This window comes from Paenibacillus sp. cl130 (assembly GCF_900116035.1).
In the GTDB taxonomy this organism is placed as follows: Bacteria; Bacillota; Bacilli; order Paenibacillales; family Paenibacillaceae; genus Paenibacillus; species Paenibacillus polymyxa_B.
The window spans coordinates 165,197-191,483 of the sequence record NZ_FOYG01000005.1 but is presented as its reverse complement, the minus strand read 5'-3'; the positions used below and the strand labels follow the sequence as shown (position 1 = coordinate 191,483).

At 48.4% G+C, this 26,287-nt stretch carries 24 protein-coding genes; 8 read left to right on the top strand and 16 right to left on the bottom strand.

The window, feature by feature from the left end:
• The first annotated feature begins 512 nt into the window (after nucleotides 1-512).
• Nucleotides 513-1,067 (top strand): TetR/AcrR family transcriptional regulator, encoded by a 555-nt coding sequence (locus tag BM358_RS15555; protein WP_028541134.1) that lies wholly within the window; start codon nucleotides 513-515, stop codon nucleotides 1,065-1,067.
• A 21-nt stretch (nucleotides 1,068-1,088) separates the two neighbouring features.
• Complete coding sequence (locus tag BM358_RS15550; RefSeq protein WP_023986808.1) at nucleotides 1,089-1,517, top strand: DUF3995 domain-containing protein; 429 nt, start codon at nucleotides 1,089-1,091, stop codon at nucleotides 1,515-1,517.
• A 17-nt stretch (nucleotides 1,518-1,534) separates the two neighbouring features.
• Here BM358_RS15550 and BM358_RS15545 read toward each other — a convergent pair whose 3' ends face one another.
• The gene (locus BM358_RS15545) at nucleotides 1,535-2,758 is read right to left on the bottom strand and encodes an MFS transporter (protein WP_023986807.1); all 1,224 of its coding nucleotides are present in this window, start codon (nucleotides 2,756-2,758) and stop codon (nucleotides 1,535-1,537) included.
• A 188-nt stretch (nucleotides 2,759-2,946) separates the two neighbouring features.
• Between BM358_RS15545 and BM358_RS15540 the strand changes: the two genes are divergently transcribed.
• Complete coding sequence (locus BM358_RS15540; protein ID WP_028541135.1) at nucleotides 2,947-3,525, top strand: TetR/AcrR family transcriptional regulator; 579 nt, start codon at nucleotides 2,947-2,949, stop codon at nucleotides 3,523-3,525.
• A 94-nt stretch (nucleotides 3,526-3,619) separates the two neighbouring features.
• Here BM358_RS15540 and BM358_RS15535 read toward each other — a convergent pair whose 3' ends face one another.
• Complete coding sequence (locus BM358_RS15535) at nucleotides 3,620-4,045, bottom strand: MarR family winged helix-turn-helix transcriptional regulator (RefSeq protein WP_023986805.1); 426 nt, start codon at nucleotides 4,043-4,045, stop codon at nucleotides 3,620-3,622.
• Between the two features lie 164 nt (nucleotides 4,046-4,209).
• Between BM358_RS15535 and BM358_RS15530 the strand changes: the two genes are divergently transcribed.
• Entirely contained in the window at nucleotides 4,210-5,679 is a 1,470-nt protein-coding gene (locus tag BM358_RS15530) for an MFS transporter (RefSeq protein WP_028541136.1), read from the top strand.
• A 135-nt stretch (nucleotides 5,680-5,814) separates the two neighbouring features.
• On the top strand, nucleotides 5,815-6,315 hold the full coding sequence (locus tag BM358_RS15525) for an NAD(+) diphosphatase (RefSeq protein ID WP_028541137.1): 501 nt from the start codon (nucleotides 5,815-5,817) through the stop codon (nucleotides 6,313-6,315).
• A 168-nt stretch (nucleotides 6,316-6,483) separates the two neighbouring features.
• On the opposite strand, the gene BM358_RS15520 is transcribed toward BM358_RS15525, so the two are convergent.
• The 9 genes from BM358_RS15520 to BM358_RS15480 form a co-directional block, all read right to left on the bottom strand.
• Nucleotides 6,484-7,560: a Gfo/Idh/MocA family protein gene (locus BM358_RS15520; protein ID WP_028541138.1), complete on the bottom strand. Its 1,077-nt coding sequence runs from the start codon at nucleotides 7,558-7,560 to the stop codon at nucleotides 6,484-6,486.
• Nucleotides 7,561-7,786: 226 nt separating this feature from the next.
• On the bottom strand, nucleotides 7,787-8,200 hold the full coding sequence (locus tag BM358_RS15515) for a DUF350 domain-containing protein (RefSeq protein ID WP_023986801.1): 414 nt from the start codon (nucleotides 8,198-8,200) through the stop codon (nucleotides 7,787-7,789).
• Nucleotides 8,201-8,294: 94 nt separating this feature from the next.
• The gene (locus BM358_RS15510) at nucleotides 8,295-9,728 is read right to left on the bottom strand and encodes a glutathionylspermidine synthase family protein (protein ID WP_028541139.1); all 1,434 of its coding nucleotides are present in this window, start codon (nucleotides 9,726-9,728) and stop codon (nucleotides 8,295-8,297) included.
• A gap of 1 nt (nucleotide 9,729) precedes the next feature.
• Nucleotides 9,730-10,068 carry a hypothetical protein gene (locus tag BM358_RS15505; RefSeq protein ID WP_023986799.1) on the bottom strand — a complete coding sequence of 113 codons (339 nt, stop codon included), beginning with the start codon at nucleotides 10,066-10,068 and terminating at the stop codon, nucleotides 9,730-9,732.
• Complete coding sequence (locus BM358_RS26915; protein ID WP_226887799.1) at nucleotides 10,068-10,625, bottom strand: hypothetical protein; 558 nt, start codon at nucleotides 10,623-10,625, stop codon at nucleotides 10,068-10,070. Before BM358_RS26915 ends, BM358_RS15505 begins: the two co-directional genes overlap by 1 nt.
• A 90-nt stretch (nucleotides 10,626-10,715) precedes the next feature.
• The gene (locus BM358_RS15495) at nucleotides 10,716-11,621 is read right to left on the bottom strand and encodes a M15 family metallopeptidase (RefSeq protein ID WP_028541140.1); all 906 of its coding nucleotides are present in this window, start codon (nucleotides 11,619-11,621) and stop codon (nucleotides 10,716-10,718) included.
• Nucleotides 11,622-11,772: 151 nt separating this feature from the next.
• Nucleotides 11,773-12,498, bottom strand: a complete 726-nt coding sequence (locus tag BM358_RS15490) for a hypothetical protein (protein WP_028541141.1) — start codon at nucleotides 12,496-12,498, stop codon at nucleotides 11,773-11,775.
• Between the two features lie 20 nt (nucleotides 12,499-12,518).
• The gene (locus BM358_RS15485) at nucleotides 12,519-15,644 is read right to left on the bottom strand and encodes a DEAD/DEAH box helicase (RefSeq protein ID WP_028541142.1); all 3,126 of its coding nucleotides are present in this window, start codon (nucleotides 15,642-15,644) and stop codon (nucleotides 12,519-12,521) included.
• A 181-nt stretch (nucleotides 15,645-15,825) separates the two neighbouring features.
• Entirely contained in the window at nucleotides 15,826-16,758 is a 933-nt protein-coding gene (locus tag BM358_RS15480) for a helix-turn-helix transcriptional regulator (RefSeq protein ID WP_028541143.1), read from the bottom strand.
• Nucleotides 16,759-16,864: 106 nt separating this feature from the next.
• On the opposite strand from BM358_RS15480, the gene BM358_RS15475 reads away from it, so the two are divergent.
• The gene (locus BM358_RS15475) at nucleotides 16,865-17,404 is read left to right on the top strand and encodes a dihydrofolate reductase family protein (protein ID WP_028541144.1); all 540 of its coding nucleotides are present in this window, start codon (nucleotides 16,865-16,867) and stop codon (nucleotides 17,402-17,404) included.
• An 82-nt stretch (nucleotides 17,405-17,486) separates the two neighbouring features.
• Here BM358_RS15475 and BM358_RS15470 read toward each other — a convergent pair whose 3' ends face one another.
• The 3 genes from BM358_RS15470 to BM358_RS15460 all read right to left on the bottom strand — a co-directional run bounded on the left by BM358_RS15470 (nucleotide 17,487) and on the right by BM358_RS15460 (nucleotide 20,728).
• Nucleotides 17,487-18,782 carry an ABC transporter substrate-binding protein gene (locus tag BM358_RS15470; RefSeq protein ID WP_028541145.1) on the bottom strand — a complete coding sequence of 432 codons (1,296 nt, stop codon included), beginning with the start codon at nucleotides 18,780-18,782 and terminating at the stop codon, nucleotides 17,487-17,489.
• 227 nt (nucleotides 18,783-19,009) lie between these two features.
• On the bottom strand, nucleotides 19,010-19,846 hold the full coding sequence (locus tag BM358_RS15465) for a carbohydrate ABC transporter permease (RefSeq protein WP_023986791.1): 837 nt from the start codon (nucleotides 19,844-19,846) through the stop codon (nucleotides 19,010-19,012).
• On the bottom strand, nucleotides 19,847-20,728 hold the full coding sequence (locus BM358_RS15460; protein WP_028541146.1) for a carbohydrate ABC transporter permease: 882 nt from the start codon (nucleotides 20,726-20,728) through the stop codon (nucleotides 19,847-19,849).
• Nucleotides 20,729-20,936: 208 nt separating this feature from the next.
• On the opposite strand from BM358_RS15460, the gene BM358_RS15455 reads away from it, so the two are divergent.
• Nucleotides 20,937-22,751 carry a sensor histidine kinase gene (locus BM358_RS15455; RefSeq protein WP_028541147.1) on the top strand — a complete coding sequence of 605 codons (1,815 nt, stop codon included), beginning with the start codon at nucleotides 20,937-20,939 and terminating at the stop codon, nucleotides 22,749-22,751.
• 7 nt (nucleotides 22,752-22,758) lie between these two features.
• A complete protein-coding gene (locus tag BM358_RS15450) occupies nucleotides 22,759-24,429 on the top strand; it encodes a response regulator transcription factor (RefSeq protein ID WP_028541148.1) in 1,671 nt (556 codons plus the stop codon).
• Here the strand turns inward: BM358_RS15450 and BM358_RS15445 are convergent.
• Together BM358_RS15445 and BM358_RS15440 are read right to left on the bottom strand one after the other, a co-directional pair.
• Nucleotides 24,359-24,946 (bottom strand): GNAT family N-acetyltransferase, encoded by a 588-nt coding sequence (locus BM358_RS15445; RefSeq protein ID WP_028541149.1) that lies wholly within the window; start codon nucleotides 24,944-24,946, stop codon nucleotides 24,359-24,361. The two genes, BM358_RS15450 and BM358_RS15445, sit on opposite strands and share 71 nt — an antisense overlap.
• Nucleotides 24,947-25,058: 112 nt before the next feature.
• Nucleotides 25,059-26,183 (bottom strand): NADH-dependent flavin oxidoreductase, encoded by a 1,125-nt coding sequence (locus BM358_RS15440; RefSeq protein WP_023986786.1) that lies wholly within the window; start codon nucleotides 26,181-26,183, stop codon nucleotides 25,059-25,061.
• Nucleotides 26,184-26,287 lie beyond the last annotated feature (104 nt).

Sequence of the window (26,287 nt, the reverse complement as noted above, 5' to 3'; positions counted from 1 at the left end):
AATTGAACGCAAAAAAACGCCTCTCTCCCTCAAGGGACGAGTGCGTTCAGCTCGTGGTTCCACCCTAGTTCGGCCCGCTCCTGTGCGTACATTTATGTTCATCGGAACATGCTTCATGCACGACATGCGTGACCCTCCATTGGTATCCGTTAACGGGGATAAAGCGGTAGGCGCTTACTAATGTTACTGCCAGATTGCACAGCTACATGTTCAACGTCACGGCTACAAAGGGGTAACTTCACATGCGGTTGCCGGAAAAGCTCTCAGCCTCGTCTTTTCTCTCTGAACGGCCCTTCAAGGAAATCATGTCTTTGGTCAATGCCTTGAATATCACTATATGCTACAGCATTATAGATCAAATTCGCAGGTATTTCAAGTGGGCGATTATGTAATTTCATGCCTCCTATGCATCAGCTAGCTAAGGGAGCTCATGTGCCCATATTTACACAGCTCTAAAAACACTATAATATATACTTATCTAGACGATACCGTACAGAAAGGGAGAGGGAGAGATGCCTAAAATTATTGTCACAGAAGAACAATGGATTCAGAAAGGAATCGAACGTTTTGAACAGGGTGGGATTGATCAACTCGTAGTTGAGAAAATGGCCGTTGCTTTAGGGTGCAGTAAGAGTAGTTTTTATTGGTATTTTAACAATCGCAGCAGCTACATTAGACAGATTGTGGAGACATGGAAGGAACAGACGACACAACAGATTATTGCAGCGTCCATCATCCATGCTGCCGCAGATGAGCGGATCAGAGAGTTGTTAACCCAGATGTTCGGGAAGACGAAACGAGGAGATTTTCTGTTTTATCTGCGAAAACTGTCATTGAAGGATGATAGTTACCATTCCCTGCTCAATGAAGTCGAACAGATGAGAATGGAGTTTATGAAGCAGCTTTTAATACAGAAGGGAATGCAACCAGAGAAAGCCTTTCAGAGATCATGGATGTTGTACCATTACTACTTAGGCTGGTATGAGCGTCACAAGCAAGAGACATTAAGTGACGAAGCCATTCAACGGCATATTCACATGATTTGGACAGAGTGGATTTCGAATTAATTCAATTAAGGAGGGTGCCACATGTTGGAGTTACTTACATGGGCAGTTGGCGGAATTCTATGGGTACTGAGCGGCATGCATCTATATTGGGTATTCGGCGGACAAAAAGGTGCAAAGGCAGCGATCCCAAGCACAGGAACAGCTTTGCTCTTTGAGCCCTCCAAGATAGGGACATCAATTGTAGCTATTCTACTAGCTTTAGCCGCTTGGTTCGTACTAGAACTAGGTGGAGTTACACAATTCCTGTTTTTCAGTTCCTTTCATTCCTACGGTGCAGGCTTGTTATCGTGCATATTTATTTTACGTTCTATAGGAGATTTCAAATGGGTAGGGCTTTTCAAGAGAAAAAAAGGAACTGTTTTTGCAAAGTGGGACACTGTGCTCTACTCGCCCCTTTGTTTTCTCTTGGGAACAGCCATTTTAATCATTATGTTTTTGCGTACGGCATAGCTTAAAGCTGACCTCTATCAGGTGGTTTGTTTCTTTCGCACGTCTCCACTCGTTTCTTTCTCAGTGAAAAAGTACAGCAAAGCCAGCACAGGCAGGACGACTCCAATCAGAGAACTGAAATTCCAACCTCCTAACGCATACGACCAACCCCCTAATGATGATCCAATCGCTCCGCCTATGAAAAAAATAGACATGAATAATCCGTTCAAACGCCCTCTCGCTTCACTTCCCAAGGAGTAAATCACACGTTGTCCAAGTACAAGGTTTCCCGATACAGCCATATCCAGTGTAATCGCTGAAATAAAGAGAAGTACGAGCGCAACGGTCGAATGACTTTGAAAAAGATAGATGAGCAAAAAAGACAAGGCTGCAATGATCATAGCTAACCCGGTTAAACCTTTGCTCCAGCCTTTATCAGCCAATCTCCCGGCAATCGGAGCAGCTACTGCACCGCCTACGCCTACCAAAGCAAACAATGCAATCCCTTGTTGAGACATTCCGAAATCATCCGCCAATCGTAAAGGAACAACAGTCCAAAATAGGCTGAAGGCCCCAAATAGGCAGGCTTGATAGAGGGCACGGCGACGCAATGCAGGCGTTTGTTTTAAAAGAGTGCCTAACGAGAAAATCAATTTACTGTAAGATACCGTAGGCACAGGCTTGCGCTCTGGAAGAGCTCGCGAGAGCAGAATCGTCAACAGCGTCAAGACAATGGCTGACAAAATAAATACGGCTTGCCATCCCCAGATGCTGGTGATAAAGCTTGCTACTGGCCGTGCGAACATAATGCCTAGCAAGAGTCCGCTCATGACATTCCCAACAACGCGGCCGCGCTGCTCTTCGGATGCTAAATAGGTGGCGTACGGCACCAGTATTTGGGCTACCACAGATCCAATTCCAATGAATAAGGATGCGGTCAGGAACAACGGGGCATTGGTGGCAAAAGCGGCAACAACCAATGCACAGACTGTGATGATTAGCGATATGACCATGAGCCGTCGATTTTCAATAATGTCGCTGAGCGGTACGATAAATAGCAATCCCACCACATAACCGATTTGAGTCAAGGTGACAATGAAGCCCGCTGCTGTAGAAGAAAGACCCATAGCAATGTGAATAGGTCCTACAAGGGTTTGAGCATAGTACAGGTTGGCAACAATAAGGCCGCATGCGGCTGCCAACAAAAACATCATCCAATTTGAGATACGGTTACTTTCTAAGGCTTGTTGTTCTCTTTGCATGATAATCCTCCTCATTAATTTAAATACTAAACGTATAGTTCATTAATTCGATAATCAAATAATATACTGAACGTTTCGTTTTGTAAATAGGCGAAATCAACTTTTTTATTTCACATAATATTTGATATACTGAACGTATAGTTTATTTTTCGCGTTTACTTATATCCGTTAAGAAGGTGAGCATTCCAGTGCAGAGCAAAAGAGGACGTCCACGTAATGTCGAGACGCAAAAATCTATCCTTAACGCTTCCTATGATCTACTGTTGGAGCAAGGCTTTGGGGCGGTTACGGTAGAAAAAATTGCTGAGCGAGCGAAAGTTAGCAAAGCCACCATTTATAAATGGTGGCCTAACAAAGCTGCAGTAGTGATGGATGGCTTCCTGTCAGCCACCATAGCAAGATTGCCCGTGCCCGACACGGGTTGTGTATTAGATGACATTCTCATTCATGCCACGAATTTAGTGCGGTTCTTAATAAGCCGAGAGGGTAAAATCATTACAGAGTTAATAGGCGAAGGGCAACTTGATTCAGGATTGTCAGAGGCATACCGGACCCGATATTTCCACCCTCGGCGACTTGAGGCTAGGCTTCTTATTGAGCGCGGAATAGAGCGCGGAGAATTGAAGGAAAATCTCGATATTGAATTATGTATCGATCTCATTTACGGGCCGGTTTTTTATCGATTGTTGGTAACCGGTTATCCATTAGACGATTCCTATGTGCGACAGTTAGTCATAAATGCGTTCAAAGGAATTGGCTTGGACTGAATGACGTGGCATTAAGCAGTTCTCACAGAGTATCCTCTGTGAGGGCTGCTTTTTCTTTTACCTGCCACGATCCTCTGGCTAACTCCTGATTTGTTTATTCGTCAGGGTCTATACTAATTTTTTGCAGTAAATCGATAAGAAGCTCCTCTTCCTCTTCGGATAGATTGTAGACAAGGCTGACATTGGACTCGTCCAATATTCCTTGTAGGACAGGGGAAAATTCTAGCGCCTTGGCCGTAGGAGACAAAAGATGGGAACGGCGGTCATTTGGGTCTGTTTTCCGTTCAATGTAGCCTGATTCCTCCAATTGTTTCACAGAGCGTGCCGTGGTTGCCTTGTCAAATTTAAGTTCATTCGTCAACTGCTCTTGTGTAATGCCCGGCCGCTGCAAAATGAGCTTTAAAAAGCTGTGTTGTCCTCCACTGCCGATTCCGTAAGGAGTCAGTTTTTTGGACAATATTTTTTGATTACGACGGTACAGGTGGGAAATTAGCTTTCCAATCGGTTGTTTTTTTCTCATCAAATACACCTCATTGGCTTAAAAATGACACATCCCCAGTTGGGACCAAAGCAAAGTTTACAATAATATTGTTGCACACGCAACTAATTTGCTGTACACTAGAACCGTTCATTTAGTTGCGCGTGCAACTAAATAGAAATTGTTAACGATAACGAGGTGTAATGATGAGTTCAACTGCTATAACGGCTACAACCTATCAAGAGAATATCGACGTCCAGAAGAAACGTTGGCTGATTTTAATTGTTTTGAATCTGTTTACATTTATGTCCACATTGGATGGAAGCATCGTCAATATCGCTCTTCCTGTGTTGTCTCGCACGTTACATTTACCCGTGGCACAGATTGAATGGGTGACAACCGCCTATTTAATGGCGATATGTACCGCTATCTTATTTTTTGGCAAGCTTGGAGATATCGTTGGTAAAATCAAAATATTCAAAATCGGCACAATCGTATTCATTCTTGGCTCCCTATTGTGCGGTCTTAGCTCTTCGCTCTCTATGCTGCTGATTTCCCGTATTATTCAGGCGTTTGGAGCGTCCATGACCATGGCGAACAGCCAGGGGATCGTGACAGATATCTTCCCGTCCAATGAACGGGGCAAAGCGCTTGGCCTCATTGGAACCTTCGTTTCTCTGGGTAGTATCGCCGGGCCAAGCTTGGGCGGTATTATTGTCTCGTCGCTGGGCTGGCAGTATATTTTCTGGGTCAATGTACCGGTAGGGCTGGTCGCTGTCTTTCTTGGCTGGAAGCTTTTGCCGAAGGATCTGATCAAGGTGAAAGATAAAATTGACGTTCCCGGTAGCTTAGTGTTTGCTATTTTTATTCTCACTTTGTTCGTCGGATTGTTGCTGGGACAGCAGGTCGGGTATGGAGACAAACGTATTGTTGCTTCGCTGGTGGTGGCTGTAGTTGCTTTTGCCATATTCATCAGGTTGGAACTTCGTCGTCCAGGGCCGCTGTTACAGCTCGCACTATTCAAAAATCCGTTATTTTCGCTCAGTATTTTGTGTGCTTTTCTGGTGTTCGTCGCTAATTTTTGCTTTAACATCATTTCGCCTTTCTATGCGCAGAATATGCTGAACTTGTCGCCTTTTCATGCCGGGTTCCTGCTGATGCTGCTCCCCATCTCGATGGTTATTGTGGCCCCTCTCAGCGGTGCGCTTTCCGATAAAATCGGATCTGAACTGCTTACATTCGCCGGGCTGGTCGTTATGGTCATTGCCCAGATTGGATTGGCCCAACTGCATGCAGGCAGCTCCATCCCGCTTGTGGGTCTGTGGATTGCCATGCTGGGCATTGGCAGTGGTTTATTCCAATCGCCGAACAACTCGCTGATTATGTCCACGGTACCCCGCACACAGCTCGGCTCAGCCGGGAGTGTCAATTCGCTGGTTCGCAACGTCGGCATGGTTGTGGGGATCACTTTGGCCACATCGATCCTCTTTTATATTATGAGTAAAGAGGCTGGTTATCGGGTCACCGGCTTGGTCCCGGGTCATCCAGAAATTTTTCTGGCAGGCATGCATGTAGTCTTTATGACGTCCGCGTCCATCTGTCTTGTGGCGGCATTGTTAACAGGCTGGCGGCTGATTGGGGCTAGACGGGCAAAAACGCAGCAAGAAAAGGGATAAAGACCAAGAGAAGAAATAAAGCGTCCGTAGACAGAACAATAATCGTAGGATTAAGATGATGAGTATTGCAGTACAAACACGGCATTAAAAGCAACATTTACAATTTTAAAAATGTGATACAAGGGTGGCGCTTACATGAAATATTGCTATGAATGCGGAACAAAATTGATGGTGAAGGAGTGTGAAGGCGAGGGCCCTATCCCCTTTTGTCATACATGCCAGGTCTTTCGTTTCCCGATATTCAGCACTGCGATCAGTACCGCTGTATTGAATAGTCAGAGAAATAAGGTGCTGCTCATACAGCAGTACAATATTCAGGGCTTCATTTTATTGGCAGGTTATGTGAGCAAGGGTGAATCCGCCGAGCAGACATTGGTGCGTGAAGTTAAGGAAGAAGTAGGATTACAAGTCGATGAGTATCAATATATGCGCAGTGAGTATTTTGAACGAAGCAATACACTGATGCTGAATTTTGTATCCATTGTGAATGACGATCAGTTGGATGTTCTTAGTACGGAGGTAGATCAAGCACGTTGGTTTACACTGGAGGAAGCCAAGCAAGCTATTTTGAAAAACAGCTTAGCGGAATCCTTCTTGCTGACCATTATTGAAAAGATTGAGGCAGGCTTATTTTGAAGTGATACAAGCGTGGCAATGCAAAAATGATGAAAAAGATGGCTTTACAGATATATTGAATTGCTCTAAACCGCAAGATGGCTGCTCTTCAAAGGAACCCTCTTGCGGGTCACAGCATGTTTATACTCTTTGTCATTGCTGGAATTTCAGCGACTCCCCTCACATCCCCTACATTTCTACTAAACGTCCATTCTCTTTCCATGATTGCAGTATTTTCTCAAGTACCCACTGATTTTTGTAGCCGTCCTCGAATATGGGAGCACGATCCACAGACTTTCCCCTTGCCAGCTCAACAAAATCTTCATAAGCCGTATGATTATAGATTACAGGGACAGACCAAGTCTCGTATTCGGCACCCGGGTGTTCCAGGTCACGCAGCACGATGCGGATACTTTCCGGGTTATTGAGGCTGGCGTGCAGTGTGCCAAGTTCTCCATAGATATCGACTTCGATATCGTGCCGTATGCCGATGGCATTTTTATGAGTGATAAAGGTTCCCACGGTATTGTCGCCTACGATGCCATGAAAGGCAGCAAGATCTTCCACATCTACTTTTACAGGCAGACCCGTGATCGGATCGAACCGCTCAGGTGTAATGGTATGTAACAGCGCTGCGACACTTTTAAATTCACCCACCAAAAAACGGGCCAGATCAATGATATGTGAGGCTGTATCCCCCACTACTCCAGAACCAGCCTTGGCTAAATTGTGACGCCATGTATATGGATGCTGACGATATGGCGCAAATGCATCCATTAGATAACGAAATTGAATGTTATAGATTTTACCCAGCTTTTGCTCATCCAGCAGTTGCTTGGTATATTGGAAGGCCGCCCCGTAGCGATGCTTATAGTGAACCAGCAAAGGCACCGGATTCGCTGTATATAGCTTTTTCAACTGATCCGCTTCTTCCCATGTGAGAGTCAATGGTTTTTCTGCCAGTACAGCTTTGTGTTCTTCCAGCGCAATACGAATAATGTCAAAATGCACATCATTGGGTGTCAGCGACAGAATCGCATCTACCTCTGAGTCACGGATTAATGCTTCATAATGGGCGTACCGCTTGGAAGCAGGCAGTTGCAATTGTTCTCCGATGGCTTGAAGGCGATTGGGATTCACATCACTAACGGCCACAATAGATACCCCCGAGATGGTGTGCAGTGATCTCATGTGATATTCAGCGATCAGACCCAGGCCAATGATACCCATCCGAATTTGTTTGGTTGGGGAGGTGGAGGTACTCATATGTTCAGAATTCCCTTCTCTTCAATTTGGTTTGAACTCTGTAGCAAATTCCTTTTTGCTATGCAGTATCACCCGTTGCTTTGTAGAATAGTCCCCACAGGAAGTGATCGTCACAACCTTCAATTCAACAGTCTGATGCTGGGCAGTGAATACAATGTCCATAAAAAAGGATCTGCAGATCCGTTGTCCGGTGTTGCAGATCCTTGGTATTCCTTCTCTATATCGACTACATCAAAAATGTACCTACCACAAAAGACACCCCGACGATGACCGAGCGCAGCAGCTGTGCCAGAGCCACATTGCCGTTGGCAATTTCCTCGCACACTTTGGTACGCGGCGTCACCAGATCAAAAATCACATAGACCAGACACAGCACTACAATGCCCACAGCCGACCAGGTCAGCATATCTAGCCATGAATGACTGCTGTACGACACCATTCCCACGATGATACACAGACCTAGCAGCTTTGCACCCATATAGATGCCTGCCGCCTCATTGCCGCGTGCGATTTCTTGATTATCGTTATAACGTGTCAGCAGGCTGAACACAAAATAACCTACGATTAAGATGGCAAACAGGATAAGCAGGCCGATACCTACATTGCCCAATGCGTTGCCCAAACTGATATGAGAGTCCAATTTTCTTCCTCCTTATGATACTTCAGGATTTTGCAAAATCCTCACTTGTGAAAATAACAGATATGTTCGAATATGGTACATTTTTTAATTCAGCTTATATAACGGGCGGATTAGGAGGTACGGTGGCAACGGCGGCGGCGCAATAATAGGCCATATCACCTGTTACCTTTTCACCGATTCGCGGCAGGACACCCGCAAAACGCCCCCCGATCACGAATATACCTGTCAGCACATAGCCGTGGAATAGCCCTTCCTCGGTCTGTACCTCTGCACTCTGCATCGGCCACAGCCGCTGATAAATCTTAGGCTGTCCCTCGTAATAAGCGGCAATATGTGCGGCTTCCTCCTGCTCAGGCGTTCGTGGACCATCAGCTTGGTGAAGCAGATCAGGGTTGTCAGTCTGCGCAGGTTCAACCTCTCCCAAGGCGCCTTTCAGCATCTCCTCGGATTGAGGATGTTCAATCAAGTGCGTCCCTTTACCCTCCCGCCCCCATATACCTTTGGCCACATAAGGCTCTTTATTTTGCATAAACACCGAGGGTTCAAAATACGTAGGTAGCAGGTAGGTTCGTATCACCTCCAGCTCGCGATCGTCAAACAAACGAAAACCACAGAACTCTGGTGTCTGCTCATTGCGCTCATATAGCGACCACACGGTTGCGGTGAACCCTTTGCTCTGGGTAATGATATGCTGCGGCGGGTTGATTAATCCTATTTTCCCGTCTGCCACCATATCCATTAGCGCCTGCCCCACCTCAAGCCCCGTATCCTCCTCCCGGTCATCAATTAGATATTCCAGCGGATACAGGCGATAGAGAATGTGGATCTGCTCTCCCCGGTGATACAATCCTTCATTCGGGATAATCTCCAGTTCTTCCAAAGGCGCATAAACCACTTCAAACCCGGCTTGTTCACATAAATGCATAATATATTTGGTGTTCGTCTGATCCTCGATGTGCCAGTCATAGCAAGTGAAATACACCTTTGTTCCTAATCCCTTATTGCTATAAAAATGAATGAACTCCGTCAAGGCAGACTGAATCGCCTCGTCCATTCCAGATGAGGGTCCATGTAATGCATTGTCATCTTCCGACATTACTCCCTTACTCAGCACCTCCAGCAGCTTTCCTTCGAGATAAGCCACCTCGGGAATCCCGGTTGGGGTATCGGTGTTATTCTCTATGCACTTGATACCCGCTTCCCCCACAATCCAGTCCTGGCGGGTTATCCCATCCGGCTCGGCCTCCATTCGTGCAGCACGCAGCAAGCCTGGATGAATCCCCAACCGTTCCACCAGGTATTCATCCGGCATATAGCGCTGGACGAATTGCTGAACCTTGCGATAAATACGATGTACCGCCTCAGAAGCAGTCTGAAGCTCTGCCAGCTCGCTTTCCCGATATACCGTTAAGGCCGGCACGCAATAGGATTTACCATACATGCGATGATACGGAATTCTACGGCTGATTTCACCCTTAAAAAGCTCATTATGTTCATAAGGCAATTGCCGAATCGTGCGCATGCTCATCTTAACCCCCAGAGAAAAAGCCACTGCGTGAACCGCTGCTGCCAAAACCGCTGTGTGAGCTGGAAGATGAGGATGAACTTTTTCGGTAAGAACTGGAAGATGAACGACTACTATGGTAGGAGGAGCCTCCACTATAATATGTCGATCCACCATAGTAATACCCGCTGCTGCCTGAATCCCGACACGCCGTTTGTTCCGATACAGGAAGCTCATCGCAGTCATAATACTCGTCGTCACCGCAACCCGTCAGAGCAGCCGGGACAGCCAACATCAGGGCAAAGGCCGCCATCCGTGTACGAGAGCCGGGCTTGGATTTCATTTTTTCCCAAGAATGCTCCATCACAGATCGACCTCCTTCACAAACAGATGTACCTTTTTCAGCTGAGGGTCCAGTACCGAATATATAAATTCATATGTTTTGCCACCCAGTACTGTATAGTGATCTAATAGTCGTTGGGCCAACTCCAAAGTAAATACTGAACCTTCCCGCTGATCCATACTACGGAATGCAGGTTCATGCCATATCCAGTACATTGCACTGAATGTGGAAGTGTAACCTCCCTCACTGGCAAGCACGAGGTCTGTGATGGAGGCACCGTAAGGCTTTGCACGTTCCCCTGTAAATTCAGTCACATAGACGGAATGATCCGTATGTTCCTCACTTTCATTCGATATATGCGACCATAGTTTGTCATGGAGACGCGTAGCGTCTACAAGCTTGCGTAGAAACAGCTCATCTCCCGATACGGATTCCCGTGTCAGGCTGCGCAGTTCCTTTTGAGTGTCTTCCGACCATTCGCGATACGTTAATGAATAATAAATGATGATTCCCTTCCCTTCCTGTACGCTTCTGTCATGAGGTTTGCAACAAATCAAAGCGCTTCTGTCGTCGTTCACTATACGAGATTCTACCTTGAAAAGGTTCAATTTGGAAGAAAAACACGACAAAAAGCCGCAATCCCTAGGATTACGGCTTGATTTTCACTGCTACAGCTTGATATTGTTCTCGTCGAAATATTCCTCCAGCGTCATCCCCTGCTTGGCTACATCCTCCGCAATGTCTATTCCCACATAACGGATATGCCAAGGCTCGTACACATAGCCGGTTACATCTTCCTTCCCCTTCATATAACGAATAATAAATCCGTATTCCGGTGCATGTTTTTCCAGCCATTCGCCTTCCTTGGAAGCTCCGAAGGATTGCTCCAGCACATTACCTACGCTTGGGCTGGATACATCAATGGACAAACCTGTCTGATGCTCACTCGTACCCGGTACAGCGCTAACTTTAGAGGCATATTCCTGCCCCTTTGTCTTTACATTGTTGTTGAAAATAGATACCTGACGCTTATAGGAACGGTATCCCGATACCGCACGCAGCTCAATGCCGTCTTTTTCCGCCCCGTCGAACAGCTTCTCCAGTGCCTCTGCCGCTTCCTTACGCAAATGCCGCTTTTCATGCGGTCCCTCGAAGGAAAATGGTACCTGCGGCTCCACCAGATCATCGGGGACATAGCCTACAGGCAAGCTGCGCTTTTTGTTCACAACGACTGTATCAGAAGTCGCATTGGTGACGATCGCGGTTCCATCCTCTTCCTTAACCGTGGCTTGCAGCGCACTCTGGCTCCGCAACGCCATCACAGGGTCGGCTTGTCCGCCTTCTGTACCCGCAGAGGCTTGTCCAGCGCTAGTGCTGCCATTGCCCGTATCCGGCTGGGCGGAAGGCTGTACATTCTCCTGTACCGCTGTAGATGACTTCAACGGCTCGCTTTCCTGTCCACCTGATCCTCCCTGCTGGCAGGCTGCCAGTAATAGCCCTGGCAGGATCAGCCCTGGAATGAGCGCTTTGGTCCAGCGCTTAGATGCTCGCGTCTGTTGTATATGTCGTTTCATGCTGGTATCTCCTCCAATATTGCAATTGATGCATGACTTGCCGTCACTTTTCCGTTTCCCCATTGTAACTGAACTTTTGGCACTCTTCGAAGCCGTTATCCTGTTCGATGAGGGCGAATAGACTCGAAAAAGGAAGTATATACCCGAATTGTTACGGAGTATGACGTTTTTGCGGGATTGCAGCTCGGGCCCGCTCGGCTACCCGTTCACGTATGAGTTTCAATGCCTCTTCCGCACGGGGTAAACCCGGCAGCAAAGCCGTAATATCCGCTTCCTTCTTAGGAGCAAGCTTCTGCGGCAGACGAATCTCAATCGCGTGAAAGCCTGCACCGGGACGATGCAATGCTCCTTCTGCCGCAGACTCTGCAATCCATTCGCTAATCGCTGCCGATCCGCTGCGTCCGCCCTCCGGCCGCGAGGTAGACTCAAGCGCGGGGGATGTCCCCTGCACATGGGATAACTCTCCGGCCCAAGCACTAAATACGTACTCCAGCAACTCTTCCCACGACATTCCTATCAGTTCCAGACAGGTCTGCGGCTCGCTTTCCAGACCAGCTTGAAGAACTTTCTTCACATCGTCGACTACACCCACGCCATCCTCCATGCTAGAAGTGGCTGTCTCAGCTGCTAGCTGAACGATCTCATCCAGCGATAGACAGGTTTTCCCTTGCAAAAAATGGTAGATATCCAAAGGATCTGCTTTTAGCTGCTCCAACCATGCCTTCCGCTGTTCGGGGTTAAGTACAGGCGCTGGGCCAGTCCATTGGACAGCATGTGTGGAAGGTACACCCGTTGATTCGCCTCCCAACCCATTTCCGTCTAATTCCGCTATCCATTGACCGTCAGTTACTTTTAGCTTCACTCGCGGCCTCGTCATCGCCTTCATCCTTTCTCTGCTCACTCAATCCATACATCATTTTGCAACGCAATCAGACCGCGCAATTCATCATCAGACATTTCGGTGAGCCAATGTTCACCGGAGCCGACAACCTGCTCGGAAAGTGCCTTTTTGCTCTCGATCAGCTCGTCGATCCGCTCCTCCAGTGTACCTTGGCAAATCAGCTTGTGCACTTGTACATTGCGGCTTTGACCAATACGGAATACGCGGTCCGTCGCCTGGTTTTCCACTGCAGGATTCCACCAGCGGTCATAGTGAATGACATGGCTGGCGCGTGTCAGGTTCAGGCCCACGCCACCTGCACGCAGGGAAAGTACGAATATATTCGGTCCTTCTCCCTGCTGGAAGTTGTGAACAATTTCATCACGTCTGGTTTTCGCCAGTCCTCCATGCAGAAAATACGGCTCTTCCCCGAAGATTTTGGCCAAACGAGAGACCAGCAATTCTCCCATCGACACATATTGGGTGAATATCAGCGCCGATTCGCCGTTCTCGCGAATCGTCTCTACCAATTCCAGCAGTCGCTCCATTTTGCCCGAGTTTTCAGTTTTACCACTATCAGCCCGGCCCGGAATGATCAGACCCGGATGGTCACAAATCTGCTTCAACTTGGTCAGCGAAGATAGAACAAGCCCTTTGCGAGCCATACCGATCTGCCCATCCAGTGTTCCCAATAATTGATCCACCACGCCCCGATACAATCCGGCCTGCTCTGGTGTCAGTACACAGTAGGATTTCAACTCCAGCTTCTCTGGCAAATCCTTGCGTATATCTGGGTCGCTTTTGAGACGACGCAGCATGAACGGGGAGACGAGGCGATGAAGCTCACGCAACGCGGACCCCCGCTCCTCTCCTGCCAGACTGTAACGCTGGCGGAATGAAGAAGCCGTACCGAGGTAACCTGGATTCAGAAATTGAAAAATAGACCACAGCTCGCTCAGCCGATTCTCTACCGGGGTACCCGTCATGGCAATCCGATGTGGAGCAGACAGCTTCATGACGCTTTGTGCTTGCTTTGTTCGTGCATTTTTTATATATTGCGCCTCATCCAACACGATGGACGACCAGTATACCGCAGATAAATCGCTGCCGTCCCGGCCCGCCAAATGATAGGTAGTGAGGACGATATCATACTCACGTACACTTTCCTGAAACAGCTCGCCGTGGAGTCGCTGGTTGCCATGGTGAATATACAGTGACAAATCCGGTGAAAAGCGCTTCAACTCGCGCTGCCAGTTGCCAAGCAAGGACGTCGGACAGATGATCAACGCCGGACGTTGATCATCTGCGCCGATGCCACCGTCGAGCAGGCAGGTGATGACTTGAATCGTTTTACCAAGTCCCATGTCGTCCGCAAGGCAGACGCCAAAGCCCAATCCACGCATCGCAGCCAGCCATTGAAAGCCGCGCTCTTGATAGGGCCGTAATGCGCCATGCAGCGTCTCCGGCACAGGCCGTGGCTCTACCGAACGGAGTACGCCGCCCTCAGCCAAGGACGCAAGCAATCCGGCGGATTCCGCGCCAAAGATGGACAAGCCCTTCCATGAGGCCTCGCCTGCACTTTCATTTTCTGCAGCTAGATGCATCCATTCGGACAAGCTCATCTCACCGTTTTCCCCGCGCTTGATAAAGCGCAGCACCTGACGGATTTCCTTGGGATCGACCTCGATCCATTCCCCTCCGAGACGTACATACGGCAAATTGGCCGCGACGATGCTTTCCAGTTCCTCCATCGTCAAAATCGTATCACCCAGCACAGCCTCGGCATCAAACGAAATCATGCGGTTAATGCCGACAGACGATGTATCGGCAATCACACCATCTGGCTTGGCACCCTGCTCTGTCGAACGCATTTTGAGCCGCAAGCCTGCACGTCTTCGGCCCTCCCGGCTCCAGCGTGAAGGCATTTGCACGGTGATACCGTTCTTTTGTAGTGCAGGAACGGCTTCCGTCAGGAAGCGGAAGAACAACTCTGGCTCCAGTGTCAGCCCCTCGGGATAAGGACGATTCAATGCTTCTTGCAATATAGGTGCCGCTTCAGCCGCCTGTCCGAGCCTCATTAACAGTTGCGCCTGCACTTGACGATATACAATTCCGCCTCGAACCAGATCACGTTCAGGATGCGCCCACAGTGCCAGAGCAGGCAGTCGCAACCCCGGCTCAGCATCGCTTTCTGCCCAAAAGGTAATGCGCCATTCCTTCACACTCTCTTCCAGCGAAGGCTCCAAACGAAGGCACAACCGCAGTTGCCCTTCTATAGGCTCCTTGTCTTCCCGTTCCGTAACAGGCATTGCGCTTCCCTCAAGAGAGGACGCTTGAATCACCAGCTCCTCCATCTCCGCGGGCGTTCCCTGAATCGCCACCGGCCGGGAACCTGTCAGCAGACTGTTCCACCACAGCTCTGCCAGCGGCGATCCTCCGCGCCGATACTCTGCGCGATATCGGCCCAGCTCACGGTCTGATGCTGCCAGCACCGCGGTCGTTTCCGCATGGATGACCGCACACAAGAAGGAGTACAGCACGATTCCGGCTGCATCCTCACGTGTTTCAGGCTCCTTGCCCGCAAAAACAGCCGGAGCCGCCATACAAACAGCCGGCATTGCAGCAGCCAGCTCATAAAAGCGGCGTATATCCTCCTCTTGACACAGTCGAGGAATCCACACCCCGACAGCCGCTTCCGGACCACGACGGCGCGGTCCCGATGGACGCGCCTCTGTAAGCGATGGCGCAATTTCGCCCCGCTGCATCAGCTCTAGCGCGAAATAAGCAGCTTTTTGCCAATATTGCATTTCCTCGCCCAGCGTAATGCCCGATGCCGCACAGCCCTTCTCGTCCATGCGGGTCAACAGTGCCATCGTCTCGCGCGGTTCCAGCGCCAGACCCTCCAATGTACGCCCCAGCATGGAACGTCTTTTGCCACCTCTGCCCGCGGTTTCCACACGAGCAGTGTTCGGTATCCGTACCTCAGCAAGACGCAACGCAGCCTGCCGAAACGGCCGAAGGTCTCCCTTTAGCGTCAGCCTGCGGATTACACTGCTCCACGCATCGATACGTGGTTCCGACGTCTCACCAGAAAAGCAAAAAAACACATCTCCGAGCCATATTCCATAAAGCGGTTGATTCATATCTGTCTCCCGTCCAGCCTTTTGAATTATTACTCTTCATCATATACGAAAACGGGCTCTTTTCAAAACTTTATCACAAAAATAAATGGAAAGTCATAAGTTAATAACCTTAAATATTCATGTGGTTAACTATATAAGGGGGAGTCCGAAAAGCCATGGAAATGGCTATGGATACTCTCTCCTATTCGTCATCCTCCTTCAGATAAGGATTCAGGCTGTCTTGCAGCAATTCCTTGACCCTCATCCGCAGCTCTTTCGGATATATTACCTCGGCCTCTGGCCCATATTTTAGCAAAAGTCGTGACACATATCTAAACTCTTCGACCGGAATATATCCCTGCCATTCCTGACCCTGCCCTTCCTGATGGGAAACATTTTGGAAGAGGGCATCTGATCCGGCCAGCCTGGCACCCAATGCGGTAAATTTTATTTTAGACGGAATTCCTATACGGGAATCCTCCGAAGCCAACCATTCCTGAAGTGTGGGAAGGCTGTCCAAGGTTTCGTCCAGCATCGTTATTGTAATCACCCGATCTGAACGGTACAGAATGATGCGGTCTCTGCTATGCGCTGGCATGTACCAATATCCGTGATCAAAATACAGTCCAATCGGATATACTTCAGTCCACTTTTCACCGGAAGCGGAGCGGTAATGCATGTTCACCCGGCGCTTATTCAGCGCAGCCTCCAAAATGATTGAGGTGTAGGGTGACTCTGCGTGAGTGGGTAGCATACGAAAAGAAATGTACTCCTTTAATTGATCAATACTGTCCTGCACATCCTGTGGAAGCTCGGCATAATAATGCTCGGATAAATGTCCACGAACCGAGCCAAAAGGGATATCTGGAATGTTCTCCAACAGTTGCAGCATGAGAAAAAGACCCAGAGCCTCGTCGCGGGCAAGATGAAGAGGAGGAAGAAGCCGATTGGGAAGTGCCCGATACCCGCCATGGGGGCCCATTTCGGTATAAAGGGGTAACCCGGTCTGCTGCAAATAGTCGAGATCTCTTTGTATCGTCCTGACGGAGACACCAAAACGTTCAGCCAGCTCACGCGCCGTATATTTTTTTCGGGAATCCAGTATCCTCATAAGAGCAATCCTGCGTTCGTTCATAAGGTACCCCTCGATTCAAAAATTAATTTAAAATGACCGTTTAACTACGACATACTATGTCATAAATACATTGTAACATTAGGAAATAGAAAGGAGTGAATGAACTATGGGGGATTTGAAATCAAACGCAGTTGTGCTGTATATTGCCATGAGTCTCGACGGGTATATCGCTTTGCCGGACGGTTCGGTGGACTGGCTGTATGATGTTAAAGGGGATGGCGGGGACAATGGATATGCCGACTTTTACGACACCGTAGGTACAGTGCTGATGGGCAGGCTGACGTATGAGGAAGTGTTGAAGCTCTCAGATGATTTCCCTTATGCTGGCAAGCCATGCTATGTGCTCACACGAGCATTAACGGAGCAACAGCAAGCGCCACATGTTACATTTACGGACGAAGCTCTGACTGAACTGGTTCCACGTCTACAAGAACAATCGGAAGGTGCGGTATGGCTAGTCGGTGGAGGCCAGTTAGTCCGGGCCTTCTTACAAGCTGGACTGCTGGAGAAGGCTATCATTGCGATCATTCCCAAGGTGCTTGGACAAGGAATACCGTTATTTCCAGAAGGAACGCTACCAAGCACGTTTAAGCTCAAAGAAATAGAACGCCGCGGGGATATCGCTCTGCTCCATTACCATTTATAATTTTGTTTACAGAAAAGCCTTCATATTTCAGGATCACGTAATCTCCCTGAAATATGAAGGCTTTATCGCGTGCTTTTGTTCATTATTTGGTCTTCAAATTATCCCATGTTCTCTGGAAATCCTCGAATAGCTTCCCAGCATCCGATTTACCTGCCACATAAGCTTGCATCTGACTTCCGAATTCTTGCTGTGCTCCTTCAGGATAGCGGCTAAAGAACCAGCCCAACAGTTTGTTTTCCTTACTGTATTTCACCACTTCCGCACCCAATTGGCCCATATCAGCCTCTGCTCCTTCGATGCTCTTGAATGCTGGAATAAACTTGAATTCCTTGGTGATATACTTTTTCCCCTGCTCGGATGTCACCATCCAGTTTAAGAACTCCTTCGCCTCGGGTTTGACAGTCGAATTTTTATTAACCACCCAGTTGTTAGCGACACCTACAAACAGCTTATCTCCGGCTGTTGCGTCTTCACCAATCGGCATAGGCAAAATCCCCAAATTCAGCTTCGGATTAATACCATCAATTTGGACCTGAGTCCAGTTCCCTTGCTGCATCATGGCAGCCTTTCCAGTGGCGAAATTCGTTACCTGCGTGTTGTAATCGGTCGTGAGTGGCTTCGAATTGCCATACTTCAGTGTCAGATCGAACAGTTTAACCCACTCGGCGAATACAGCGTTGCCCGGAATCTTTGCTGTTCCATCATTTAGTCCTTTGACGAAGGCCGAAGGGTCCGGCTGATTGGCAAATGCCACGTTCAGCAAATGATTGCCTAACACCCAAAACTCCTGATATCCATTAGAAAATGGAGTAATCCCTGCAGCTTGGAGCTTTTGCGCAGCTCCCTCCAGTTCGGACAATGTTTTAGGGGTCTCCGTAATCCCCGCCTTCTTGAACAAATCCTTGTTATAAATAAAGCCGTAACCCTCCAGATTCATCGGCTGGCCATACAGCTTGCCGTCTTTGGTCATCGGCTCTTTGGCGACATCCACCACATCGCCAACCCAAGGCTGGTCAGACAGGTCCTCCAAATATTCCAGCCACGTATCCAGCTCACGGTAACCTCCTACGTTAAAAATATCCGGTTGCTCCCCGGAGGCGAACTTCGCCTTTAACGCCGCACCATAGTCACTGCCCCCGCCCACGGTCTGAATATCGAGCTTGATGCCTGGATGAGACGCTTCATATTCTGCCTTCATGCGATTCAGCGCTTCTGCAATCTCTACCTTAAACTGAAAAATGTGAATTGTTTTTTCCTTCACTTCCTCTTTGCCTGCGTTTTGTCCGCCACTGCTGTTACAACCTGCCAAAACCAGAGCAAAGGCCGCGAGGAGCAAGATGAGTGCTTGAGCTTTCTTTTTAAAAGTATGCGTTTTCATTTTCATGTTCCTTTCTATTCTAAATTCATATCAGATGAACTCGAAAAATTCATGTGGAAACGGAGTAAACGGAAAACGGAATGGTGCTGAACAAGCGATAGCGCTCGCCTTTGTCTCTAGATTCCCACCTTTATTCGTTTATTCAGGGGAATCTGGAGGCAACAGCGATGGTAAGCACCATCCGTTTGCGGAGTGGCCACCGTGTACATTTTCAGCTCATCCCACACTCAACCTTTGACCGAACCAGCCATAATACCTTGTATAATATATTTTTGCATGGCCAGAAAGAATACAATGACAGGCAAGATGCCCAGCACCAGAGCAGGCAAAGCCAAATCCCACTGCTTCGTGTATTGTCCAAAAAAGGCATAGGTAGCAATCGGAATCGTGCGCAGTTCAGCCTTTTGCAGTACCAGAGAAGGCAGGAGATAATCATTCCAAATCCAGAGCGTATTTAAAATAATAACAGTTACCATCATCGGTAGCATCAACGGATACACAATTCGGAAAAACACTCCGTAAGGCGTACAGCCGTCCACCGTAGCTGCTTCTTCCACCTCGACTGGCACACCTTTGACGAATCCATGAAAGAGAAAGATCGACATTGGAGCTCCGAATCCCAGATAACAGATTACCAGACCACTTATACTGTTCATTAAATCCAGTGTACTTACAACCTTGACCAAAGGAATCATCACCGATTGAAAAGGAATGACCATGGCAGCTACGAACAGGCTGAACAACACCCGATTATAACGCGTCGGACGCCGGACCATTCGGTAAGCAGCCATTGAGCTGATCAGTACGAGCAGCAGATTACTAATTACCGTAACCACGAGTGAATTCCATAAAGCTTCGGGAAAACGCGTGATGCTCCACGCTCTAGCGTAGTTGCTCCATACAAAGGTTTGTGGCCAGGCCGCAGAATCGGTGAGCAGGTCACCAAAGCTTTTGACCGAATTCACGAATAAAAAGTAAAACGGGACGAGGAATAACAATGCGACGAGGATCATCACCATCTCGGTCGCCCATGTTCCAAAGCGGTAGCGCTTGCTTGTTTCCATTTACGCTTCCACCTCCCGACTTTTCGTCAGTCGTACCTGAAGGCTCGTAACCAGAGCAACAATGATAAAGAAAATGAGTGCTTTAGCTGTTCCCAGCCCATAACGATTATTCACAAACGCTTCATTGTAAATATTGAGTGCAACCGACTCTGTGGACCCGAAGGGACCGCCTTTGGTCAGTGACAAATTGAGATCGAACATTTTGAATGACCATGATATCGCCAGGAAAAGACAAACCGTAACGGCAGGCATGATCAAAGGAAGTATAATCGACCGCAAAATTTGCATCCGGCTTGCTCCGTCAATTTCAGCTGCTTCCAGCATATCGCGGGGCACATTGGTCAGGGAAGAGATATAAATAACCATCAAATACCCGGCAGTTTGCCAGATAAACACGATGACAATGCCCCAGAAGGCCGTGATCTCATCTCCCAACCAGGACAGGTTGAAGAAGGACCAGTTCGTGCTCTCTCCGATTGCTGCAAATCCCTTGACGAAAATAAACTGCCAGATAAAGCCCAGCAACAGACCTCCGATCACATTAGGCATAAAAAAGATGGTCCTGAGTACATTTTTTGTTTTCAGCGGTTTGGTTAGAAAATACGCCAGTAGAAAGCCAAAAATATTCGCAGCCACCACTCCTACCACCGTAAAACGGACCGTAAACCAGAACGCTGTCCCAAATTTGTCATCATTCCATAAAATGTGACTGAAATTATCCAGCCCGACCCACTTTGCCTGATTGGCTACCCCATTCCACTCTGTAAAAGAATAGTACATTCCGAGCATGAAAGGGATTACAATAATGATAACGAAAAATAACGTCGACGGCCCTACAAAAATCCATTGCTGGAGCCATTGCGACGACTTGGCGCGATTCAATCCGATCCCCCCCTTTTGTTGTCTGTTGGTGTCTGGAACGCTCCCTTACGGCTTTCTTTCAGCAGCATGATGCTTGGTCCGTACGGATATGCGATTCACATGTTCATTATGTCGAATAAGCGCTCTGGAGAACACGTAGGATCGTGAACCATTAGGGGGGAAAATATTGACCTCTGGCTCGCCTTGAATTGTGAAAGGAGCTCACTGCATGAAATTTCACAGTATTCGTTCCCGCCTGATCTGGTTTTTGCTCATTGCGGTCACTCTGCCGCTGCTGCTGTCGATGACTATGACCTTTGTTCTCACCAAGCAATCCTTGCGGGAGCAGGCCACACAAGAAAATGAACGGCTTATTTTTCAGGGAATTACGAATCTGGATAACTATTTACAGGGACTGAATCGCGCGTCCATCGGAGTCTATAATGACCCTCATTTTCTGCGTAATCTGGCCAAAATCCCGGATGATTACCGGGCCGTCGCTGAAATTTACACCACGCTGCAAACGATGATGAATGCTTCGTCAGGCATTGACCAAGTGTATTTGCATTCTTTTGACGCGGGGCAATCCACATTGATTACCAGTACAGTCCCGCTACGGGAATTCCGACTGGAGCCCTTTACCGGTTCTATTCATTACGGCCCTTCTGGACTATTCATACAGCCTTCGCACATGAAGCATTTGTACGGCTTTTCGGCGGTCTCCTATGCGGAGCACAGCACAGAGCGGCAGGTATTTACACTTCACCGGGCGATTCGGAACATTCCTGCCTCAGAGACGCTTGGGGTACTGGCTATAGATGTTGATCTGGAGCCGCTGCGCAGTATTTGCCGTCAATTGTATGATGCGGATACAGAGGAGCTGTTTTTGATCGATCGGAACGGAACGATCGTATATAGCGGAAAAGAAGCATCGATTGGAACACACTGGAAGGAATCTGGCCTGCTCAATCGAATTTTTAAAGAAGGCGAGCACGGAGTGATTGAGGATGATACAGCACTGCACGTGTACGGCAAGCTGGATGCCAATCTGTCAGGCTGGACGCTCGTCAAGAAAATTCCACATCGTACGCTGTATTTACGGGCTACCCGCCTGACTCAGATTAATGCGGTCATTACAGGCGCAGCGTTGCTACTTGTCATTGTTGCCACGTTATGGATTTCGATAAAAATCACGGAACCTATTAAGCGACTGACTCGCTACATAAACCAGATTCAATCCGGTCAACTGGATGTAGACATTCGGGCCATGAGTAACGATGAGATCGGAGTACTGTCGCGCCGTTTCAGACAGATGATGGATACTATCAATAACCTCATTTTGCGGGAATACAAGCTGGAGCTGGCTAACAAGACACATCAATTGAAAGCGCTTCAAGCACAGATTAATCCTCACTTTTTATATAATACGCTACAGTCTATTGGAACCCTGGCCCTACAGCATGAGGTGCCGCGAATTTATTCTCTGCTCTCTTCCCTTGCCAAAATGCTGCGTTATAACATGCGGGACCATACGGTAGTTACACTCAAGGAAGAAGCCGAACATGTAAAACAATATCTTGATTTACAAAAGGAACGCTTCGGTGAGCAATTAGAGGTCACTTACCAGTGGGAAGATGAGGTGCTAAATGATCGGGTGCCAAAAATGATTCTCCAACCGTTGGTGGAAAACTACTTTAAACACGGTGCCGATCCCCGGCTGGGGCCCGGTGAAATTCGCATTACAGGCAGCCGAATCCAGGAAGGCATTGTGAAAATAACAGTGGAAAATAACGGAATTTCCATTCCACAGGCCGATTTGGAGCAGCTCCAGCATATGTTAAAACGTCCGCTGAAAGCCTACGAGGAGCCGGACACTAGCGAGCAGGACTCCATTGGCCTTCGTAATGTTCTATTGCGTATTCAGCTTCACTCGGAGGATGGTTCTAACACCCTGTGCGTAGACAACATTCTGCCTCATGGCGTCCGTTATACACTCGAAATTCGTACTGAAGTCCCTATGGAAATTCATATTAAGGGAGAGTGATCTGTCAATGAAAGTCCTGATTGTAGATGATGAGAAGCATGTACGCCATGCCATACGGATGCTCGTACATTGGGAAGCTTGCGGTGTGAGCGAGGTGATTGAGGCTGAGTCGGGCGATCAGGCGATTGAGGTCATTACCGCCCTTTCCCCACCTGTTGTACTCACGGATATGCGGATGCCCGGCAAGGATGGAGTAGCACTGATGGAGTGGATTCAAGTCAATTCCCCAGCAACCCGAGTCGTGGTGGTCAGTGGCTATGATGATTTTGACTTGGTTCGACAGGTCATCCGCCGGGGAGGCATGGACTATATTCTTAAGCCCGTGGATCCAGTGGAGATTAACGAGGCTCTAAATAAAGCCACTCAAGCCTGGCGGACGGCGGAGCAAGACCGGAATAGGCAGACGATGCAGGCCATGGAGGTCAATCGGATGAGGCCGCACTATGCTGATAAGCTCCTGACTGAAATCGTTTCCGGTATAGCGAATACCCCTCTATCCATTACGCCCTTACGTGAGGAGCTACGTCTTCCTGCAGCTATTCAGATATGTAATGCAGCTGTGATGAGTACCACTCAGCTGGATGCCGATATACTGGACAAATATAAAACGCGCCGTGCGCTTTTGAGCTTTTCCCTCATTAACATCTGTAACGAATTTCTCGGAACTTCTCAAACCGGAGTTGCATTCCGTCATCTGGAGCGTATGGACGAAATTATTCTGCTGTATTGGGGCGAGCCATCTCGTTGGCCGCTGCTCTTGCAGGATATTCACACAGGGATCAAAACGGCTTTGCGGTGTTACATGCACATCGGGGTTGGCTCTTTTGGCTCTTTTGGCGCTTTTCCCATAGCGGCAGCCACTGCCTACCAAGAGGCACGGCAAGCGTTGTGGAAACGGGATGTGTTGCAAACCGCCGACTGGATGCACCAGAGTTCCCAGACACGGCAGAGCATTCGTCTTCCCCAGTTGCCTGAGATGGAAGAGGAACTGCGGCTTAGTGCGCTCAGCTGTAATGCCAATCGTGTGTCGATAGCGGTAGGCCATTGGATAGCAGCCGTAGCCGAGCTGCCTTCGGTGACAGCAGAGCAGCTAGCCAGTTGGAATCAGGAGTTGGACTGGATGCTGGCCCGCTGGCTGAATGACAGACCTGGAGATATCGATGGCGAGGAACTGGCAGATGAGTCCGGCTCCATTCATGCATTGCCGGTCGACAACCGTGGCACGCTTTCCCTGCCCTTATGGCAAAGACAGGTTGAAAACCGACTGCTGGCAGCCGGTCAGGCGCTTACACCAAGCCATAGCCCAAACAACCCGACCATCCGTGATATTGCCCGCTATCTGGATGCACACTATAACGAGGACATTTCTCTACAGGATATGGCGAGCCGCTTTTATCTCAGTCGGGAATATATTTCTCGTAAATTCAAGCAGGAGTACGGGGTTAATCTGTCAGACTATTTGTGTCAGATCAGGATGAGCAAGGCAAAGCTATTGCTGCTAAATGACAAGCTGCGCCTTCATCATATTGCCGGTATGGTCGGGTATCAGGATGAAAAATATTTTGGCAAGGTGTTCAAAAAACTGGAGGGGGTCACGCCTGGCGAATTCAGAAGACGCCATTCTGCAAATCCTCAGCCGTTACCGCATACAGCACGTGATCTTCCCACACACCATTAATCTTCAAATAGTTGAGAGCCAGCCCTTCGCGGCGAAATCCTGCCTTTTCCATCACTCGATTGGAAGGCGTATTTCTTGGCATCACTCCAGCTTGAATACGGTGTAATTCCAACTCGTTCAAGGCGTAGCGTACAATATCCTTCACTGCGGAAGTCGCATAGCCTTGTCCGTGGTATGCAGGATCTACAAAGTAGCCCAGATTGGCATTTTGAAAGGGGCCTCTAGCGATACCCGACAGCTCCATTCTGCCAATCAGCTTATTATTTTCCAGCAAAAAAAGTCCAAACGTATATCCCTGTCCGGCTTGTGCCGCTTCCAAACCGTTGGAAATCAGACGCGCCTGTTCTTCCAGCGTAAAGTAAATTTCAGGTCGTTCTGGTTCGAACGGTTTGAAGAAATCAAAATTTTCACGTCTGATCTCTAATAAACGTTCTGCATCATTTACTTGTAACAGTCGAATCTGTAGCCCCGGATGGGTAGACTTAATCAAAATTACGCCATTAGCTTCATGCAACATTGTCAGTTTCCTTCTTTCTCCGTTATTCCTATAATATTGTGTTCATGGTCATGAGACAGGAAAATACCCCAGGTGCATGAGAGCAGCCTAGGGTATCTCCATCATTCAAAATTTAGTCCGTAACAGGCATCCAGCCTGGAAGGGTCGTCAATACATTCCACAAATAGTCAGGAATGACTAGCTCCTGCTGAGCTTGTTTGGATAATGTCGTGCGAATGGTATCTTCTGTGCCGTTTTGCACCTTCTGAACCCATTGCGGCTCCATCAAAAGCGGACGTCCCAGCGATACAAGCGGTACACCTGTCTCCAGTGCTGCAAGCGCCTCGTCCGGTGTATTCAGCGACCCGACTCCCATAATCGGCACACGGTTACCTACCTTCTCATGGATGAGAACGGTACGTGACCGTTCGTCACTACGGTCACGGAACGAACCACCAAAGAAATGATTTACGGAAATGTGCAGGTAATCCAACCCTTGATCCGCCAGACGGTCTACAAGCACCATCGTATCATCCAGCGTAATGCCTGGCGTGTGTCCTTCCTCAGGAGACAAGCGGTAGCCGAATATGAATGGACGCTTCGCATGCTCTGCGATCACTTTCTTCACTTCGTGAACAATCGCCAGCGGAAAGGCCAAGCGTTTCTCAAGGCTTCCTCCCCATTCATCAGTACGAATGTTGGAATGCGGGGAGAAGAACTGCTGCACCAGGTAACCGTTCGCTCCGTGAAGCTCCACACCATCATAGCCTGCTTCAATCGCGCGGCGAGTCGCTTCGCCATAGGCACGAATGACGCGGTGGATATCGTCGGATGTCATTTCACGCGGCACAGGCGCGCCTTCTTTTTCCTCGGCTACTGCGCTTGCACTGATCGGCTGTCCATCTGGAATTTGATCCGGTGGACACAGGCGGCCACCATGATAAATTTGCAGGATCGCTTTCGCGCCCTCCTGATGAATCGTATCTGCCAGACGGCGCAGGCTAGGAATCATTTCATCCTTGTCCGCACCGAACTCATTAACAAATCCTTTGCCATCTGGAGTTACATACACACAAGCGGTAATAACCGCGCCCACACCACCGGAGCGTTCACGGTAGTATGCCAGTTCCTCGTCACTGACTTCACCATTTTCGTGGGAAGCAAAGTTAGTCATAGGTGCCATGGTAATACGGTTCTTCAACGTAACACCGGATGGCAGGGTAAAAGCTTCAAATAGAGAATTATATTTTGGGTTCATTCGTTCTCTCTCCTTCAGTTTAAATCAGATCAGATAATATAAGGCTGTTAAGCATGAAGCCGAATATGAATTGGATGCAGTTTTCCTTCCATAACGAACTCAAA

Coding starts and splice junctions, on each gene's coding strand:
- BM358_RS15535 (WP_023986805.1), bottom strand. CDS start 4,045: ATGAGAAAAAAACAACCGATTGGAAAGCTAATTTCCCACCTGTACCGT.
- BM358_RS15445 (WP_028541149.1), bottom strand. CDS start 24,946: ATGTTGCATGAAGCTAATGGCGTAATTTTGATTAAGTCTACCCATCCG.
- BM358_RS15525 (WP_028541137.1), top strand. CDS start 5,815: ATGAAATATTGCTATGAATGCGGAACAAAATTGATGGTGAAGGAGTGT.
- BM358_RS15465 (WP_023986791.1), bottom strand. CDS start 19,846: ATGGAAACAAGCAAGCGCTACCGCTTTGGAACATGGGCGACCGAGATG.
- BM358_RS15545 (WP_023986807.1), bottom strand. CDS start 2,758: ATGCAAAGAGAACAACAAGCCTTAGAAAGTAACCGTATCTCAAATTGG.
- BM358_RS15450 (WP_028541148.1), top strand. CDS start 22,759: ATGAAAGTCCTGATTGTAGATGATGAGAAGCATGTACGCCATGCCATA.
- BM358_RS15485 (WP_028541142.1), bottom strand. CDS start 15,644: ATGAATCAACCGCTTTATGGAATATGGCTCGGAGATGTGTTTTTTTGC.
- BM358_RS15455 (WP_028541147.1), top strand. CDS start 20,937: ATGAAATTTCACAGTATTCGTTCCCGCCTGATCTGGTTTTTGCTCATT.
- BM358_RS15550 (WP_023986808.1), top strand. CDS start 1,089: ATGTTGGAGTTACTTACATGGGCAGTTGGCGGAATTCTATGGGTACTG.
- BM358_RS15440 (WP_023986786.1), bottom strand. CDS start 26,183: ATGAACCCAAAATATAATTCTCTATTTGAAGCTTTTACCCTGCCATCC.
- BM358_RS15505 (WP_023986799.1), bottom strand. CDS start 10,068: ATGGAGCATTCTTGGGAAAAAATGAAATCCAAGCCCGGCTCTCGTACA.
- BM358_RS15470 (WP_028541145.1), bottom strand. CDS start 18,782: ATGAAAACGCATACTTTTAAAAAGAAAGCTCAAGCACTCATCTTGCTC.
- BM358_RS15490 (WP_028541141.1), bottom strand. CDS start 12,498: ATGACGAGGCCGCGAGTGAAGCTAAAAGTAACTGACGGTCAATGGATA.
- BM358_RS15475 (WP_028541144.1), top strand. CDS start 16,865: ATGGGGGATTTGAAATCAAACGCAGTTGTGCTGTATATTGCCATGAGT.
- BM358_RS15510 (WP_028541139.1), bottom strand. CDS start 9,728: ATGAGCATGCGCACGATTCGGCAATTGCCTTATGAACATAATGAGCTT.
- BM358_RS15480 (WP_028541143.1), bottom strand. CDS start 16,758: ATGAACGAACGCAGGATTGCTCTTATGAGGATACTGGATTCCCGAAAA.
- BM358_RS15555 (WP_028541134.1), top strand. CDS start 513: ATGCCTAAAATTATTGTCACAGAAGAACAATGGATTCAGAAAGGAATC.
- BM358_RS15495 (WP_028541140.1), bottom strand. CDS start 11,621: ATGAAACGACATATACAACAGACGCGAGCATCTAAGCGCTGGACCAAA.
- BM358_RS15520 (WP_028541138.1), bottom strand. CDS start 7,560: ATGAGTACCTCCACCTCCCCAACCAAACAAATTCGGATGGGTATCATT.
- BM358_RS15530 (WP_028541136.1), top strand. CDS start 4,210: ATGAGTTCAACTGCTATAACGGCTACAACCTATCAAGAGAATATCGAC.